We start from the raw sequence: 15049 nt of genomic DNA on the forward strand, positions 1-15049 counted from the left end.
CGAAACGCCGGCTCATGGACAGAAGCGCTCGAGCAAACGCGACTGCGCGCTGTACGGCGCCTGCGTGCCCGGTTCGGCGCGCACGTAGCGCCCATCGTCGCCGAGTAACCAGGCCTGCGTGTTGTCGGCCAATCCGTTGGCGAGCGTTTCCTCGAACACGCGCGTGGCGAGTTCGGGATCGAGAATGGGAAACGCGACTTCGATCCGGCGCATCAGGTTGCGTTCCATCCAGTCGGCACTCGCGCAATAAAGTTCGGGCTCGCCATCGTTGGCGAACCAGTAGACGCGGCTGTGTTCGAGGAAGCGGCCGATGATCGAACGCACACGGATGCGCTCGGAAATGCCGGGCAAGCCGGGACGCAACGTGCACGCGCCGCGGATGATCAGGTCGATTTCCACGCCGGCCTGCGATGCGCGATACAAGGCTTCGATCACATGCGACTCATTTAGCGCATTGAGCTTGGCGACGATGCGCGCCGGTCGCCCGGCCTGCGCGTGCGCGGTTTCGCGCTCGATCTTCGCCATCACGCTCGGGTACAGCGTGAAAGGCGAATGAAGCAGGCGCTTGAGCTTGATCATCGGGCCGAGACCCGAAAGTTGCTGGAATACCTTGTGCAGATCCTCGCCGATATCCTCGTTGGCGGTCATCAGGCCGATGTCGGTGTACATGCGGCTGTTGGCCTGATGATAGTTGCCGGTCGAAAGATGCACGTAACGACGCAATACATCGCCCTCGCGGCGAACGATCAGCATCATCTTCGCGTGCGTCTTGAAACCGACCACGCCGTAGACCACCTGCACGCCGGCTTCCTGCAGGCGCGTGGCGAGGCGGATGTTCGCCTCCTCGTCGAATCGCGCGCGCAACTCGATCACCACGGTCACGTCCTTGCCGTGTCGCGCCGCTTCCACCAGCAGGTCGACCAGCGGCGTGTCTTCGCCGGCGCGATACAGCGTCTGCTTGATCGCCAGCACCTGCGGATCGGCAGTGGCCTGGCGCAGCAGGTCGATCACCGCGGCGAAGCTCTGGTAGGGATGATGCAGCAGGATGTCGCGCTGGCTGATCAGGTCGAACTTGTTGCGCGTGCTTTCCAGCGCCGCGGGAAGTTGCGGGTTGAAGCGCGGATATTTCAGTTCCGGGCGATCGATCCAGTCGTACATCAGGCCCGCGCGAATGATGTTGACCGGGCCATCGCAGCGATAGACGTCCGCTTCCTCCAGCTGGAAATTCTGGATCAGCATCGCGGTGATCGCCTTCGGGCAATCGCTGGCGATTTCCAGGCGCACCGGACGCGCATAGCCACGGCCGACGAGTTCCTCGCTGAGCGCAAGCGCGAGGTTCGCGATTTCCGCTTCCTCGACGATCAACTCGCTGTTGCGGGTGACGCGGAACTGGTACGAACCGACCACCTTGAAGCCGGGGAACATCATGTCCGCGAAGGCCTGCAGCATTTCGGCGAGAAACACGAAGTGATCGCCGTCGCCGCACACCTCCGCGGGTATGCGAATGATCCGTGGCAGGGAACGCGGCGCGCGAACCAGCGCCATGTGGCCTTCGTGACCGAACGCATCGCGACCCTTGAGCACGACGGCGATGTTCAGCGTCTTGTTGAGGATGCGTGGAAACGGATGCGACGGATCGAGCCCGAGCGGCGACAGCACCGGCAGCACTTCGTGTTCGAAATAACCCTGCAGCCAGCGGCGCTGGCGCGCGGTCCATTGCTTGCGCGTGAGGATGTGTATTTTCTCATCGGCGAGCAGGTCGACCTGTTCGTTCCATGCCGCGAATTGCTCGGCCACCAGATCCAGCGCGCGATGACGGATGCGCCCCAGCAACTCACCGGATGGCAGTCCATCCGGCCCCGGCGCGGCCGAGCCGAATGCATGGTGATGCTTGAGCATCGCCACGCGCACTTCGAAGAATTCGTCGAGATTGTTCGCCACGATGCCGAGATAACGCAAACGCTCCAGCAGCGGCACGCTGGCATCGCGCGCCATCGCGAGTACGCGGAAGTTGAATTCGAGCGCAGCGAGTTCCCGGCTGAGGTACAGGGCGGGCGCGTGCAAGTCGATGGAGTTGGCGTTCGCCGAAGGCTGCTGATGCATGGTTCATTCTGGCCCAAGGCGCGGGCCAAGGAAACGCCGACGACTCAGCTTTCGTCGTTGCCGCCCGGCGGCAACAGTCGCGCCGAGCCGAACAGGCAGGTGAACGTGGAGCCTGCGCCGGGCGTGCTTTCAATGCGCAGTTGCGCCTGATGCAAGTTGAGTACGTGCTTGACGATCGACAACCCCAGTCCGGTGCCGCCGCTGTCGCGCGAACGGCTCGACGAGATGCGATAGAAACGTTCGGTGAGCCGTGCAAGATGCGATGCGGGAATGCCGAAGCCGGTGTCCGTCACCGAATAGGCCGCGCCTTCAGGCGTGCGCTTCCAGCGTATGGTGATGCTGCCGCCGGCCGGCGTGTAGCGCACCGCGTTGCTGACCAGATTGGACAACGCGCTGTGCAGATCCTTCGGCGAACCGAGCAGATCCGCCTCGGCGGTGGATTCGAGCGTGATCTGATGACGCCCCTGGCTGAGTGCCTCGGCTTCCTTGCGCACGGTGGCGAGCAGCGATGCCATCGGCACGCGCTCGTCGGCCACCTGATGTTGCGTTTCGAGTCGCGACAACGTGAGCAGGTCTTCGACGATCTGGCCCATGCGCTTGGATTGCGAACGCATTTCGCCGAGCACCGGCGCGAGTTCGGGCACATCTTCCGGATCGAGCAGTTCGAGATAACCGTGGATCACCGTCAGCGGCGTGCGCAACTCGTGCGACACGTTGGCGACGAAGTCGCGACGAATCTGTTCGAGTCGATTGAGATGGCTGATGTCACGCGCCAGCAACAGATGCTGGCGTCGACCGAACGGCAACATGCTGACGTTGATCTGGCTGTCCGGTTCGCCCGGCGCGCTGATGTCGTTGAGCGGCTCCTGCGCGCCGTCCTGCAACCATCCGGAGAGGTCCGAGTGCGCGAAACGCTGCTGCAGAAACACGCCGCGGTCACGTGGCCGACGCAGCCCGAGCAGGCTTTCGGCAGCGTGGTTGAACCAGCGCACCTGCTGCTCCTGGTCGAGCAACACCACCGCATCCGGCAGATGGCTGGCGGCGTTGCGCAGGTCGCGCAGGCTGGAGGCGATTCGACGAGTGCGTGTCATGAAGCGGTCATGCTGCAAAGGGCTGACATCAGCCGGTTGGGCCATCATGGGCCGCGTTTCATGACGAATTCGAGTCAGCAGGAATGCAACTTCGATCAGCGCGACCACCGCCACGCCGGTAGCGATGTGGCCATGCACCGACCATCCGGCCAGCGCGCCCATGACGATGCCAGCCGCGAGCGCAGCAGGCAGTTTCCATGGATGATGGGCTGGTTGATTCATCGGCACAGCATACGGGCGATGGCGCGCGATGGCTTCAGCATCGGCAAAAGCCATGCGTGCCGCAAGTCGCGGCGGCTGTTTCGATGCAGAACCTCAGACGCTGATGGAAAAACGGTATCCGGTGCCACGAACGGTCTGCACCATGTCTTCGAGCTTCCATGGTTCCAACGTCTTGCGCAGGCGGCGGATGTGCACGTCGACCGTGCGCTCCTCGACGTAGACGCTGCCGCCCCACACGTGATCGAGCAATTGCGTGCGCGAGTAGACGCGTTCCGGATGCGTCATGAAGAAATACAGCAGGCGATATTCGGTCGGGCCGATCGGCACGGCGTCATCGCCGGCGAACACGCGATGGGCCGGCCCGTCGATGCGCAGGCCGCCCATTTCCACCATGCCCGAGCCGTCATCGCCCTGACTGCGACGCAGAACCGCCTTGATCCGCGCGATGAGTTCGCGGGTGGAAAAAGGCTTCACCACGTAATCGTCGACGCCGGCTTCGAGGCCGTTCACGCGGTCCATTTCTTCGCCGCGTGCGGTGAGCATGATGATGGGAATTTCACGACTGAGTTCTTCCTTGCGCATGCGCCGCGCCAGTTCCAGTCCACTGGTGCCCGGGAGCATCCAGTCGAGCAAAATCAGGTCGGGCACCTGTTCGGCGATGGCCAGTTGCGCGGCGCGGGCATCGGCTGCCTGCATGGCATCCATGCCGGCTTTGCGAAGCGCAAAGGCGATCATCTCGCGGATCGAGGCTTCGTCTTCAACGATCAGGATGCGTTTGTGCACGCGAATGGTCTGCCGGTGGCTTGTGACGGAGATATTGCAACCCATTCATGTTACGTGTCGATGACAGCGGACGTGGCGACTCCACGCGGCGACCATCAATTGTTGAAAGGCTGCGCGCCGAGACCGAAGCACAGGCGGCCGCTGCAACGCTCGTTCTGATGCAGCTGCTGCTGGTCGCCGTCAGGGTTGTCATCGGTCTTGATCTTGCGCTTGTGCAGTTCCATCACCAGCGGCGTCAGCTCGATCAGGCGACCCTGGATGCGCGCACGCGCGTAGTAATCCAGGTCGTTGCGCTTGAGCAATCGCTTGAGTTGCTCCAGCGCATCGAACGGGCGGCCGGAGTAATAGCTGGCATCGGCAAACGCTTCACCGGCTCGAATGCTGTCGCCGGATTTCTCGCTGGCGCGCGCGTAGCTGCTGAAGATTTCCGGTTCGCTGGCGTTGTCGAGCAATGGACGCAGCAGGTTTGCTGCGGTAGCAGCCTGCAGTTTGTCGCCGATGGCGAGAGCGTCGGCATAGGCCAGCGCGACCGCGCGATTGCGCGGCGACTGCGTGTTGAGATCCTTGTACGCGTCGAGCGCCAAGGCGCGCTGTCCGGCCTGCAGGCGGGCATCGGCCAGCGCGAGTTTCAGCACCAGGCTGGTCGGTCGGGATTTCAGCAGTGGCTGCAGTTGTCCGATGGCTTCGCTGCCGCGACCGCTGCGGATCAACGCGAGCGCATAGCCATATCGGTTGGATGGTGTATCGAAACCGTGCTGGTTCTGCAGGTTGGCGCTGTAATAGATGGCCAGCTTGGGTGCATCGCCTGCCAGCACGCGCACGCGCTCTCGCATCAGCGCCCAGGTATCGATGCCGTCTTTGGTGGAATACAGACTGGCGCCCAACGCCGTCGGGTCTTTCACGAAGGCGATCGGCGCAGTGCTTTTTTCCCACGTCGATTTCTGCAGCGTGATGCCGGTCGGGTGCGCTTTCTGTTCGGCGATAAGCGCACCGGCGCGCGACTTCGCGTCACTGATGCGTTGGGTAGTGAGCGGGTGATCCTTCAACAGCGACGGCACATCAATTCCACCCGCGTCGGCGCTCGCCACGTCCTGCATGCGTGTGAAAAAATTTGCCATCGCATTCGGGTCGAAACCGGCATTGGCCAACGTCTGGATGCCGACACGGTCGGCCTCGATTTCATCGTGGCGGGTGAAGTTGATCGATTTCTGCGCGAGCAAGCCTTGGCCGCCGGCAAGGATGCTCATTGGCGCGTCGCCACTATGCGAGGCGGTGCCGGCAGCGATGGCGCCCAGCAGTACGAGTGCCATCAACGGTGCGTCCTTTTTGGCGTCCTCGAAGGCGCGCTCCAGATGATGTTGAGTAATGTGGCCGATCTCGTGCGCGATCACACCGGCCAGTTCGCTTTCGTTCTGACTGGTGGTGATCGTGCCTGAATTCACGGCGATATAACCGCCGGGCGCGGCGAACGCGTTGATCTCCGAATCCTTGACCACGAAGAACTCGAAATGGACTTTCGGCGTGCCGCAGTTGGCCGCGAGGCGATAGCCGAGGTCGTTGATGTAGTCGTCCAACAACGGATCGTCCACCACCATGTCCAGCGAACGCATTTCGCGCAGCATCGACGCGCCGTAATCGTCGGCCTCCTGTGGCGAGATGAGCGCGTTGGCCGAGCTGCCCAGATCAGGCAGGCGCACGTCGTCCTGCGCGCCGGCGGAAACGGCCAGCGCAGCAGTGATCAGCGCCGTCAGCAGGCGCGGCATGAAACGTCGTGGTGCCATGGTCATAGGTAGGCGACAATACCACTCAGACCGTTCGCGACGGCATCGGTTCAGTGCTTGAGATGCCGTTGGAACAACCCCATTTATGCGGCATCTTTCACCAGTTTTTGCGGAGGTTCCCATGTCCAAGATCGAGGTTTATTCCACCGCGGTTTGCCCGTACTGCGTGGCCGCCAAGAACCTGCTCAAGTCCAAGGGTCTGGAGTGGAACGAAGTGCGCGTGGACACCGACCCGGTGCAGCGCGATGCGATGCTGGCACGCAGCGGCGGACGGCGCACGGTGCCGCAGATCTTCGTCAACGATCAGCTGGTGGGCGGTTACGACGACCTTGTCGCGGCGGATCGCAGTGGCCGGCTGACGCAGCTGCTGGAAGCATCGGCGTGAGCGATCGCCTCGCCGAATTCACCGCATTCCGTCAGCGCATGAACGAGCGTATTTTGTCCGAGGACAATCAGGTCGTGCGCCGTTTCTTCGCGCTGGATACGCAGACCTACAAAGCCGGCGCCCTGGATGTGAAGACCAAGGAAATGCTTGGGCTTGTCGCATCGCTGGTGCTCCGTTGCGACGACTGCATCAGCTATCACGTCGCGCAATGCAAGGAAGCCGGTGTCGAGCGTGATGCATTCTTCGAGGTGTTCAGCGTCGGCCTGGTGGTGGGTGGATCGATCGTGATTCCGCATCTGCGTCGTGCGGTCGACCTGCTCGACCAGCTTGAATCCGGTGCGGCCGGTGACGCGGAAAGCTGCACCGATCACGCCTGAGGTTTTGTCCGTACGCGCAACCTGCGTGCGGATTTCCGCGATGCTGCATGCGAGTATTTTCAACACCCCCGCCGGTTTTCGGCCTGTTCGGCTGTCGTCGCATCGGGGATAATTGAACGGTTATCGGCACGCGCCTCTCTCACTGCGCAAGCTGCCCGCTATTTCGTTCAAGGAGTTTCCCCAATGAGCAAGACAATTGCCGTGATCCCCGGCGATGGCATCGGCCCGGAGATCATGACTGCCACATTGCGCGTGCTCGACGCGCTGGATTGCGGCCTCGTTTACGACGTTGTAGACGCGGGCATGGTCGCGCTGGACAAGCATGGCGACCTGCTGCCGCAAGGCACGCTCGACCGCATCGCCGAGCACAAGGTGGCGCTGAAGGGCCCGCTGACCACCCCGATCGGCGGTGGCTTCACCTCGATCAACGTGACGTTGCGCCGGCACTTCGATCTTTACGCCAACGTGCGTCCGGCGATCAGTTTTCCCGGCACCAAGGCGCGCTACGAGAATATCGACATCATCACGGTTCGCGAGAACACCGAGGGTGCCTATCTCGCCGAAGGTCAGACGCTGTCGGAAGACGGCGAAACCGCAGTGTCGATGATCCGCAACACGCGCAAGGGCAGCAGCCGCATTGTGCGCTACGCGTTCGAGATGGCGGTGAAGAAAGGCCGCAAGAAAGTCACCGCCGTACACAAGGCGAACATCCTCAAGACCAGCTCGGGCCTGTTCCTCAACGTGGCGCGCGAGATCGCGAAGGAATATCCGCAGATCGAGTTCAACGAAATGATCGTGGACAACACCTGCATGCAGCTGGTGATGAAGCCGGAACAGTTCGACGTGATTGTCACGACCAATCTGTTCGGCGACATCCTGTCCGATCTCTGCGCCGGCCTGGTCGGCGGCCTCGGTCTGGCGCCGGGCGACAACATCGGCGCGCACGCGGCGATCTTCGAAGCGGTGCACGGTTCAGCGCCGGATATTGCGGGCAAGGGTATCGCCAATCCATGTGCGTTGCTGCTCGCCGCGGCCGACATGCTGGACTACCTCGACATGGTGCCGAAGGGCCATCAACTGAGGCAGGCGATCCGCGACACGATGGCGAATGATCGCGACCACGTGACGCCGGATCTTGGCGGCAAAGGCAGCACCGGCAGCTTTGCCGACGCCATCGTGAAACGCATCAAGGGTTGATCTGACTCGATCGCGATGCCGGAGCGTTACAGCTCTGGCATTCGCAAAGCTCAGTGTTTGGGTTTGTACGAGCCCACGGCCGCGCGCGACGGAATGGCAATGCGGTTCCAGCCATTGATCATGATCACGGCCGTGTTCAAGTCGATCAGTCCGGCTTCGCCGAATTCGGCGATCGCCTGATCGTAGACTTCGTCCGGTACGCCATGGATTGGATCGAGCCGGGTCACCGCTTCGGCCCAGGCGAGCGCGGCACGTTCACGGGCACTGTAGAACGGCGCTTCGCGCCATGCCTGCAGCACGAACAAACGCTGCTCGGTTTCGCCGGCGGCGCGCGCATCTTTGCTGTGCATGTCCAGGCAATAGGCGCAGCCGTTGAGCTGCGAGACGCGCATCATGACCAGCTCGATCAGGCTGCGTTCGAGTCCGCATTCCTGCACATAGGCTGCCATCGCGAGCAGCGGCTTGATGGCTTCAGGACGATGCTGCGGGTTGAAACGTGACATGGGGTTCTCCTTGCGTTGCCGACCGGAAGTGGTCGTTCAATGCAAGGACGCGGGAGCCTGATGGTTCGTGACAGCCGCTGTGGCAAGCCGGGCGAGTTTCGCCGGATGCCGCAACGCGTGCATCGCGACGATGCGTTCGTCGTCGCACTCGATCCATATCGCCGTGGTCAATGCCCCATCCATCCACACCAGCAGGGCCGGTGCGCCGTTGAGCGTGGTGAACGTGTATTGCAACGGGTGATCGCGAGTATTTTCCGAAATCTGCACGTAGAGCCGCGCCAGCCGATCGGCACCGTGCAGCGGTCGGAGCGTGGCCTGCACCACGCCGCCGCCATCGGAAACATGCAATGCGTCTTCGGCAAAAAGAGCACGCAGCGTGTCGAGCGTGGGGTGTTCCATCGCCGTCACGAAACGCTCCAGCATGCGCTGCTGTTTCTGCGCATCGATACTGAAGCGTGGACGTCCGTCGCGAAGCCGCGCCTTGGCGCGATGCACGCGCTGCCGGCACGCGTCTTCCCCGATACCGAGCATATCGGCCACTTCGGCGTGGCTGTAGTCGAACACTTCGCGCAACAGAAAAGCGGCGCGTTCTTCCGCGCTCAGCCGTTCGAGCAACAGCAGGAACGTCAACGTCAGGCTTTCCGAGCGCTCCAGTTGCGCTTCGGGTTGTTCCGATTCCGCGATCAGCGGCTCCGGCAACCACGGCCCTGGGTAATGCGCACGTTCGGTCTTGGCGCGCCGAAGACGATCAAGCGACAGCCGCGTGGTGACGGTAACCAGCCACGCTTCAGGATCGTCGAGTGCATCGGCGTTCTGCGCGTGCCAGCGCAGCCATGCATCGTGCAACACGTCTTCGGCGTCGGCCGGCGTGCCGAGCATGCGGTAGGCCAACCCGAACAAACGGGAACGATGTTGCTGGAACAGTTCGGTATGTGGATCCATGCGAGTCTCCTTCGAAGGCACGCAGCAAGGACGTGCGACGTCGTGGAAACGTGACCGACCAGCGCAACATCACTTATCGAAAAAACGGCCACGGCGCGAGGAAGATCAGCCAGACCAGAAGTACGATGCCGGCGTACTTGCCGGCCTTGTAGAGCTTCTTGTGGCGACTCTTGAAACGCGCCTTGAACGAGTCGGTCGATTTGCGCCGGCCGAGCGCGAAGACGCGATTCACGAAACCGGTTTTTTCCGTGTCGCCATCGGTGTTGGGCGAAGCGGTGATACTGCCCATGAACGCGCCGACGCGATGGTTGATCGCACTCATCCAGCGCGTGCGCAAAGGCCGTTCGATATCGGCGAAAAGAATCACGCGGGTCTGGTCGGTCTTGTTTTCCGCCCAGTGCACGTACGTTTCGTCAAACACCACGTCCTTGCCGTTGCCCCATGCGTGCTCTTCACCGTCCACGAAGATGCGGCAATCGCGCGAATTGGGTGTGATCAGGCCCAGGTGATAACGCAGCGAGCCGGCGAAGGGATCGCGATGCGGATTCAATTTACTGCCCGGGGGCAGCAACGCAAACATCGCGGCCTTCACGCTGGGAATCGATTTCAGCAGTGCCACGGTGCGCGGGCACAGCGTTTCGGCGGAAGCGAGCGGCTCGCCATACCACTTCAGATAAAAGCGCTTCCAGCCTTGCTTGAAGAAACTGTTGAAGCTGGCGTCATTGTGCTTTTCCGCGGCGCGGATAAAACCTTCGTCGAACAGGTGCGAGGCTTCATCGCGTATCGCCTGCCAGTTCGCCTGCAGCAGATCGAGTTGCGGGAAACCGCTGCGATCGAGAATCGGCTTGGGCGGCACCGCCGAGAACGCATACATCAGCAGGTTGTACGGCGCGAAGATCGCCGAGTGATCCACCAGCTGCCGATCGAAGCGCAGCCGCGTCCGCCCACGCAGATGCACCAGCAGTACGCACAGGACGAAAAACAGCAGCACAGCCAGCAGAATGAGGCGGGGAATCATCGGAACGCAAACCGGGAAAGGCAGGTCAGCGGTCATTCTAACCGCTGGGGGATTAACGCAGTGCGCGCGACCAGGCCGAACCTGGCGTCGAATCTGGCTTGCAATGTGAGTCGGTGATCCCGGGCGACATGCTGCGGCGTGAATCGCCTCGCATGCCGCCCGGGACCTGTGCGTTACAGCGCTTCCGCCGCGAAATCCGCCAGCCGCGAACGCTCGCCGCGACGAAGCGTGATGTGCGCAGAGTGATCCCATTGCTTGAAGCGATCGACGGCGTAGGTGAGGCCGGAAGTGGTTTCGGTGAGGTAAGGCGTGTCGATCTGTTCGACGTTGCCGAGGCAGACGATCTTGGTGCCCGGACCAGCACGAGTGATCAGGGTTTTCATCTGCTTTGGCGTGAGGTTCTGCGCCTCGTCGATGATCAGGTAGCGCGACAGGAACGTGCGCCCGCGCATGAAGTTGAGCGAACGGATCTTGATGCGCGAAGCGAGCAGGTCGTTGGTGGCCTGACGCCCCCAGCTGCCGCCTTCTTCCGGATTGGCGAGCACTTCGAGGTTGTCGGTGAGCGCGCCCATCCATGGCGTCATCTTTTCCTCTTCGGTACCCGGCAGGAAACCGATATCTTCGCCGACCGACACCGTGGCGCGGGTCATGATGATCTCGCGATAACGCTGCTGGTCCATCACCTGCGCCAGTCCTGCGGCCAGTGCCAGCAATGTCTTGCCGGTGCCGGCGTTGCCGAGCAGGGTGACGAAATCGATGTCGGGGTCCATGAGTGCGTTGAGTGCGAAGTTCTGTTCGCGGTTGCGCGCGCCAATGCCCCAAACGTGATGGTTGGCGTGCGAGTGATCATCCAGCAGCACCAGTGTCGCGGTGGTTTCCTCAAGATGCAGCACGCGCAGTTCGATGTTGTTTTCACCAGGCAGGAACAGGCATTCGTTCGGGTACCAGGCTTCGTCCTCGTGTCGGTCGAGTTTGTAGAACGTACGGCCGCGCTCGTTCCATGAATGCACTTCCGGATGGAGGTCCCAGAAGTTTTCGGGAAGCTCGGCCGAACCGGTGTAGAGCAGTGCGAAGTCATCGAGCGCGCGATCGTTCTCGTAGTCTTCCGCAACAATGCCTGCGATGCTCGACTTGATCCGAAGGTTGATGTCCTTGGTCACCAGGATCACGTTCCGATCGGGATGCTGATCGCGCAGTTCGATCACCGCAGCGAGAATCTGGTTGTCCGCCTTCGCATGCCCGTTGCTGGTGGTGCGCTGCTGGAAATACAGCCGGCCCACCGATGCGCCACGCCGCAACTTGATGCCATGCGGATTGCTCAGTTCCAGACCCTCACTCAGCGGCAGGTTTTTGCCGGCCTCAATGAGTTCGTTGAGAAAACGGCTAACTTGCCTTCCGTTGCGTGAAACCTCCGACGCGCCTTTCTTTTTTTCGTCGAGCTCCTCCAGCACAGTCATCGGGATGAAGACGTCGTGTTCCTCGAAGCGGAACAGCGAGGTCGGGTCATGCAGCAGGACGTTGGTGTCGAGAGCGTAGATGCGCTTGCTTCCGGTCATGCGGAAGTGTCCTCGCTGGTGGTGGGTGAAACGGAAAGGCGCGGCAACGGCATTGCCGCGTTATGGGAAAATGGCAACGCGTTCGGCGTGGTGCTTGCCGACGGCGTGTTGTGCGGACAAAGGCCAATCACTTTGAGGGAATGGCGTCGAGCACGGCCTGGGCGTGGCCGGCGACTTTGACGCCGCGCCATTCCTGTTGCAGCTTGCCGTCCGGATCGATCAGGAATGTGCTGCGAACCACGCCGAGATGATGCTTGCCATAGAGCACTTTTTCGTGAATCACGTCGAACGTCTTGCACCAGGTTTCGTCGGTGTCGGCAATCAACGGAAACGGCAACTCCTGCTTGGTGGAAAAGTTGGCGTGCGATTTTTGCGAGTCGCGCGATACACCGATGACCTGCGCGTTCCGCTTGCGAAAGCTCGCGTGGAGATCGCGAAAATCACCGGCTTCAGTGGTGCAGCCCGGCGTGCTGTCCTTCGGGTAGAAATACACCACGACCCATTGGCCCTTGAAATCGCCGAGCTTCAATTCGCTGCCGTCCGCCACGTGACCTTTGAGCGAAGGGACTTTCTTGCCAACGTCGGGCATGGCTACTCCTGCATGGCGAATGGACGCTGCGCATGTGATGGAAGGGGAAAATACGGAGAAGGGAGGACTGTCGAGGCTGCGGACGATGCGCAGGAAGCGTTCGGCACGGATCGATACACAAGCGGCAATGCAAGGTTCCTCGGTGGTCCGGAACCAAGACTAGCGCGTGCGGATGGCGCGGCGACAGTCCTTGTCAGAATGTACCGATCGCGCGATGCTCAGAATTTCACCGGATCCATGATGGCATCCAGATTCAGGCCATCACAGAGCTCGAGAAAATCGTCGCGCAATGCGGCGATGTGAATCTCCGCCGGTATGCCGATGGTGAACTGCGCCTGGAACATGTCCGCGCCGGTCTGCATGGCCTGATAGCGGGTGGAGTTGAGCTGCTCCACGCTGATGCCATGTTGCGTGAAGAATTCAACGATGCGCACCACGATGCCCGGGCGATCGGCAGCCACCACTTCCACCAGATAAGGCAGCAGGTGTGAGCTGTTTTCGCGCGGTCCGGTGCGGTAGTGCACGAGCCGCAGGCTTTCGTCGCGGGCGAGCTTGGTCAGCGCGGTTTCCAATTTCGCCAACGCGTCCCAGGCTCCGCTGGCCAGAAGCATCAGCGAAAGTTCGGTGCCGATGCTCGACACGCGCGATTCGGAAAGATTGCAGCCGGCGTCGGCAATGCGCTTGGCCAGCGCCAGCAACGGCGATTTGCTCGACGGCGTCAGTGCCTGGATGAGCAACTGGTTGTCGCTGCCTGCGCGCAGGATCGTCGGAGAAGATGAAGACGAAGATTTCAAAAGACCCTGCCTGATGCGTCCCGCGCGATGCGGATTCCTGAGGTTACTCCCATCGAGCTTACTTGCCCGCCTCGCGAAGCGGCAAGTAACATGTCGGGCTTGCCCCGAGGCGGACTCGTTACTTGGACATTCGCGGAAGCATCTGCGCACTTGCCACGCCCTTTCTGGCTAATGGCGCGCTCGACCTCCCGGCATTCGGCCGGCTGCTCGACTATCAGGTCGACGGCGGCACGCAGGGCGTGGTGGTCGCCGGTTCCACGGGTGAATCGCACTTGCTCGAGCACGACGAGTTCGATCGTTTGCTGAGCTTCGCGGTCGAACGGATCGCTGGACGCGTTCGGGTCATCGCCGGCACTGGCGAAGCGGCCACTGCTAAAACCATTGCGGTGACGCGTCGTGCCAAGGCACTGGGTGCGGATGCCGCGCTGGTGGTGACGCCGTATTACGTTCGTCCCACCCAAGAGGGTTTGCGGCGCCACTTCCTCGAAGTGGCCGAGCAGGGCGGTTTGCCTGTCCTCCTTTACAACGTGCCGGGCCGCACCGGTTGCGACCTGCTTCCGGAGACCGTGGCTCAGCTGCGCGATCATCCGGCGATCATCGGTCTCAAGGAAGCGCGCAGCGACCACGAACGAATTCTCGCCATCGCGGAACTTGTGCGCGGGGATTTCGTCTATCTGTCCGGTGATGACGGCTCCGCGGCGACCGCGATGCTGGCTGGCGCAGCGGGCACCATCTCGGTGGTTGCGAACCTCGTGCCGCAGGCATTCCGAGCGCTGTGTGATGTGGCGATCGGTGGTGATCGTGCCGTCACTGCGCATTGCCAGGCGGCATTGGAGCCATTGGTGCGAGCGCTGGACTGCGCGCCGAACCCGATCGCGGTCAAGGCGGGGCTGCCTTTTCTGGGACTCGGCTTGGGGCTGCCGAGGTTACCGCTGGTTGAATTGAACGACGGTCCGGATCGCGCCCGATTACACCAAGCGCTGTCCAGTCTGGCATCCTTGGCGCCTGCAGCCGCCTGACGGCTGACTGACTTACTCACGGAATCTGACTTACATGAAGAAAATTTCACTCCTCGCGACTCTGCCGGCGCTCGCCCTCGGTGGCTTGCTGCTATCCGGCTGCGGCATATTCCGCTCGCACAAGGCGTGGGACACCGCCCAGCAGCAGTCGCCGCTGGAGATTCCGCCGGGCATGGATCGTCCGTCGACCAGCGACGCGCTGCAGATTCCGCCGCCGGGCTCGAACCAGCCGACCGCCAACGGCGCTACCGCGAATCTCGGCAACAATGCAGGCGGTCAGATCGCCGATGGCTTCGTGCTGGGCGACAACGTCGAAAGCTCCTACCACCGCGTGGGTCAGGCGCTGGCCGGTGGCAGCCTCGGCAACCTGTTGAGTCACGATGACGTCGCGCACAGTTACACGCTGAACGTTTCCGCTACCGCCATGAAAAAGAAGCGCGGCTTCTTCGGGCGCATGTTCAACCACGACAAGAGCAGCAACGCCAACGGCTCTGGCGGCGGTTTGCATCAGGTCGTGGTGACGGTCGGTGCCAGTGGCACGAATGCCAGCGAAGTGCGTGCGCAGGGAAATCCAGCTGCCGTCGCCAAGGTGGTGGATGCGCTGAAATCCAGCATGGGTGGCTGAGCGATTCGCTGCTCCGTTGCGCCCGCAAAAAAAACGCCGCCTTCGAGGCGGCGTTTTTATTTTT

At 61.9% G+C, this 15049-nt stretch carries 15 protein-coding genes; 5 read left to right on the forward strand and 10 right to left on the reverse strand.

The window, feature by feature from the left end; all coding sequences use genetic code 11:
* Window positions 1-12: 12 nt before the first annotated feature.
* The 4 genes from ppk1 to GSQ73_RS09965 all read right to left on the reverse strand — a co-directional run bounded on the left by ppk1 (window position 13) and on the right by GSQ73_RS09965 (window position 5986).
* Window positions 13-2103, reverse strand: a complete 2091-nt coding sequence (gene ppk1 / locus GSQ73_RS09950) for a polyphosphate kinase 1 (RefSeq protein WP_158883573.1) — start codon at window positions 2101-2103, stop codon at window positions 13-15.
* A 44-nt stretch (window positions 2104-2147) separates the two neighbouring features.
* The gene (gene phoR, locus GSQ73_RS09955) at window positions 2148-3416 is read right to left on the reverse strand and encodes a phosphate regulon sensor histidine kinase PhoR (RefSeq protein WP_158883575.1); all 1269 of its coding nucleotides are present in this window, start codon (window positions 3414-3416) and stop codon (window positions 2148-2150) included.
* Between the two features lie 93 nt (window positions 3417-3509).
* Window positions 3510-4199: a phosphate regulon transcriptional regulator PhoB gene (gene phoB, locus GSQ73_RS09960; RefSeq protein ID WP_158883577.1), complete on the reverse strand. Its 690-nt coding sequence runs from the start codon at window positions 4197-4199 to the stop codon at window positions 3510-3512.
* 95 nt (window positions 4200-4294) lie between these two features.
* Complete coding sequence (locus GSQ73_RS09965; RefSeq protein WP_158883579.1) at window positions 4295-5986, reverse strand: M48 family metalloprotease; 1692 nt, start codon at window positions 5984-5986, stop codon at window positions 4295-4297.
* A 115-nt stretch (window positions 5987-6101) separates the two neighbouring features.
* Here GSQ73_RS09965 and grxC point away from each other — a divergent pair, with 115 nt between their 5' ends.
* From grxC to GSQ73_RS09980, 3 genes are all read left to right on the forward strand, one after another.
* Window positions 6102-6365, forward strand: a complete 264-nt coding sequence (gene grxC / locus GSQ73_RS09970; RefSeq protein WP_158883581.1) for a glutaredoxin 3 — start codon at window positions 6102-6104, stop codon at window positions 6363-6365.
* Window positions 6366-6403: 38 nt separating this feature from the next.
* Window positions 6404-6742, forward strand: a complete 339-nt coding sequence (locus GSQ73_RS09975; RefSeq protein ID WP_254063450.1) for a carboxymuconolactone decarboxylase family protein — start codon at window positions 6404-6406, stop codon at window positions 6740-6742.
* 183 nt (window positions 6743-6925) lie between these two features.
* Window positions 6926-7939 carry an isocitrate dehydrogenase gene (locus tag GSQ73_RS09980; protein WP_158883585.1) on the forward strand — a complete coding sequence of 338 codons (1014 nt, stop codon included), beginning with the start codon at window positions 6926-6928 and terminating at the stop codon, window positions 7937-7939.
* A 50-nt stretch (window positions 7940-7989) separates the two neighbouring features.
* On the opposite strand, the gene GSQ73_RS09985 is transcribed toward GSQ73_RS09980, so the two are convergent.
* The 6 genes from GSQ73_RS09985 to GSQ73_RS10010 form a co-directional block, all read right to left on the reverse strand.
* Entirely contained in the window at window positions 7990-8442 is a 453-nt protein-coding gene (locus tag GSQ73_RS09985; RefSeq protein ID WP_158883587.1) for a carboxymuconolactone decarboxylase family protein, read from the reverse strand.
* A gap of 36 nt (window positions 8443-8478) precedes the next feature.
* Window positions 8479-9384 carry an RNA polymerase sigma factor SigJ gene (gene sigJ, locus GSQ73_RS09990; RefSeq protein ID WP_158883589.1) on the reverse strand — a complete coding sequence of 302 codons (906 nt, stop codon included), beginning with the start codon at window positions 9382-9384 and terminating at the stop codon, window positions 8479-8481.
* A gap of 73 nt (window positions 9385-9457) precedes the next feature.
* Window positions 9458-10402: an aspartyl/asparaginyl beta-hydroxylase domain-containing protein gene (locus GSQ73_RS09995; protein WP_174236088.1), complete on the reverse strand. Its 945-nt coding sequence runs from the start codon at window positions 10400-10402 to the stop codon at window positions 9458-9460.
* A 173-nt stretch (window positions 10403-10575) separates the two neighbouring features.
* Window positions 10576-11958, reverse strand: coding sequence for a PhoH family protein (locus GSQ73_RS10000; RefSeq protein ID WP_158883593.1), 1383 nt, complete (start codon window positions 11956-11958; stop codon window positions 10576-10578).
* A 127-nt stretch (window positions 11959-12085) separates the two neighbouring features.
* Window positions 12086-12547: a peroxiredoxin gene (locus GSQ73_RS10005; protein ID WP_158883595.1), complete on the reverse strand. Its 462-nt coding sequence runs from the start codon at window positions 12545-12547 to the stop codon at window positions 12086-12088.
* Between the two features lie 218 nt (window positions 12548-12765).
* Window positions 12766-13341: a glycine cleavage system protein R gene (locus GSQ73_RS10010; RefSeq protein ID WP_174236089.1), complete on the reverse strand. Its 576-nt coding sequence runs from the start codon at window positions 13339-13341 to the stop codon at window positions 12766-12768.
* 122 nt (window positions 13342-13463) lie between these two features.
* Between GSQ73_RS10010 and dapA the strand changes: the two genes are divergently transcribed.
* Together dapA and GSQ73_RS10020 are read left to right on the forward strand one after the other, a co-directional pair.
* Window positions 13464-14360, forward strand: a complete 897-nt coding sequence (gene dapA / locus GSQ73_RS10015) for a 4-hydroxy-tetrahydrodipicolinate synthase (protein ID WP_158883597.1) — start codon at window positions 13464-13466, stop codon at window positions 14358-14360.
* Window positions 14361-14394: 34 nt separating this feature from the next.
* Window positions 14395-14985 (forward strand): hypothetical protein, encoded by a 591-nt coding sequence (locus GSQ73_RS10020; RefSeq protein ID WP_158883599.1) that lies wholly within the window; start codon window positions 14395-14397, stop codon window positions 14983-14985.
* Window positions 14986-15049 lie beyond the last annotated feature (64 nt).

It is taken from the genome of Rhodanobacter sp. L36 (genome assembly GCF_009765755.1).
In the GTDB taxonomy this organism is placed as follows: Bacteria; Pseudomonadota; Gammaproteobacteria; order Xanthomonadales; family Rhodanobacteraceae; genus Rhodanobacter.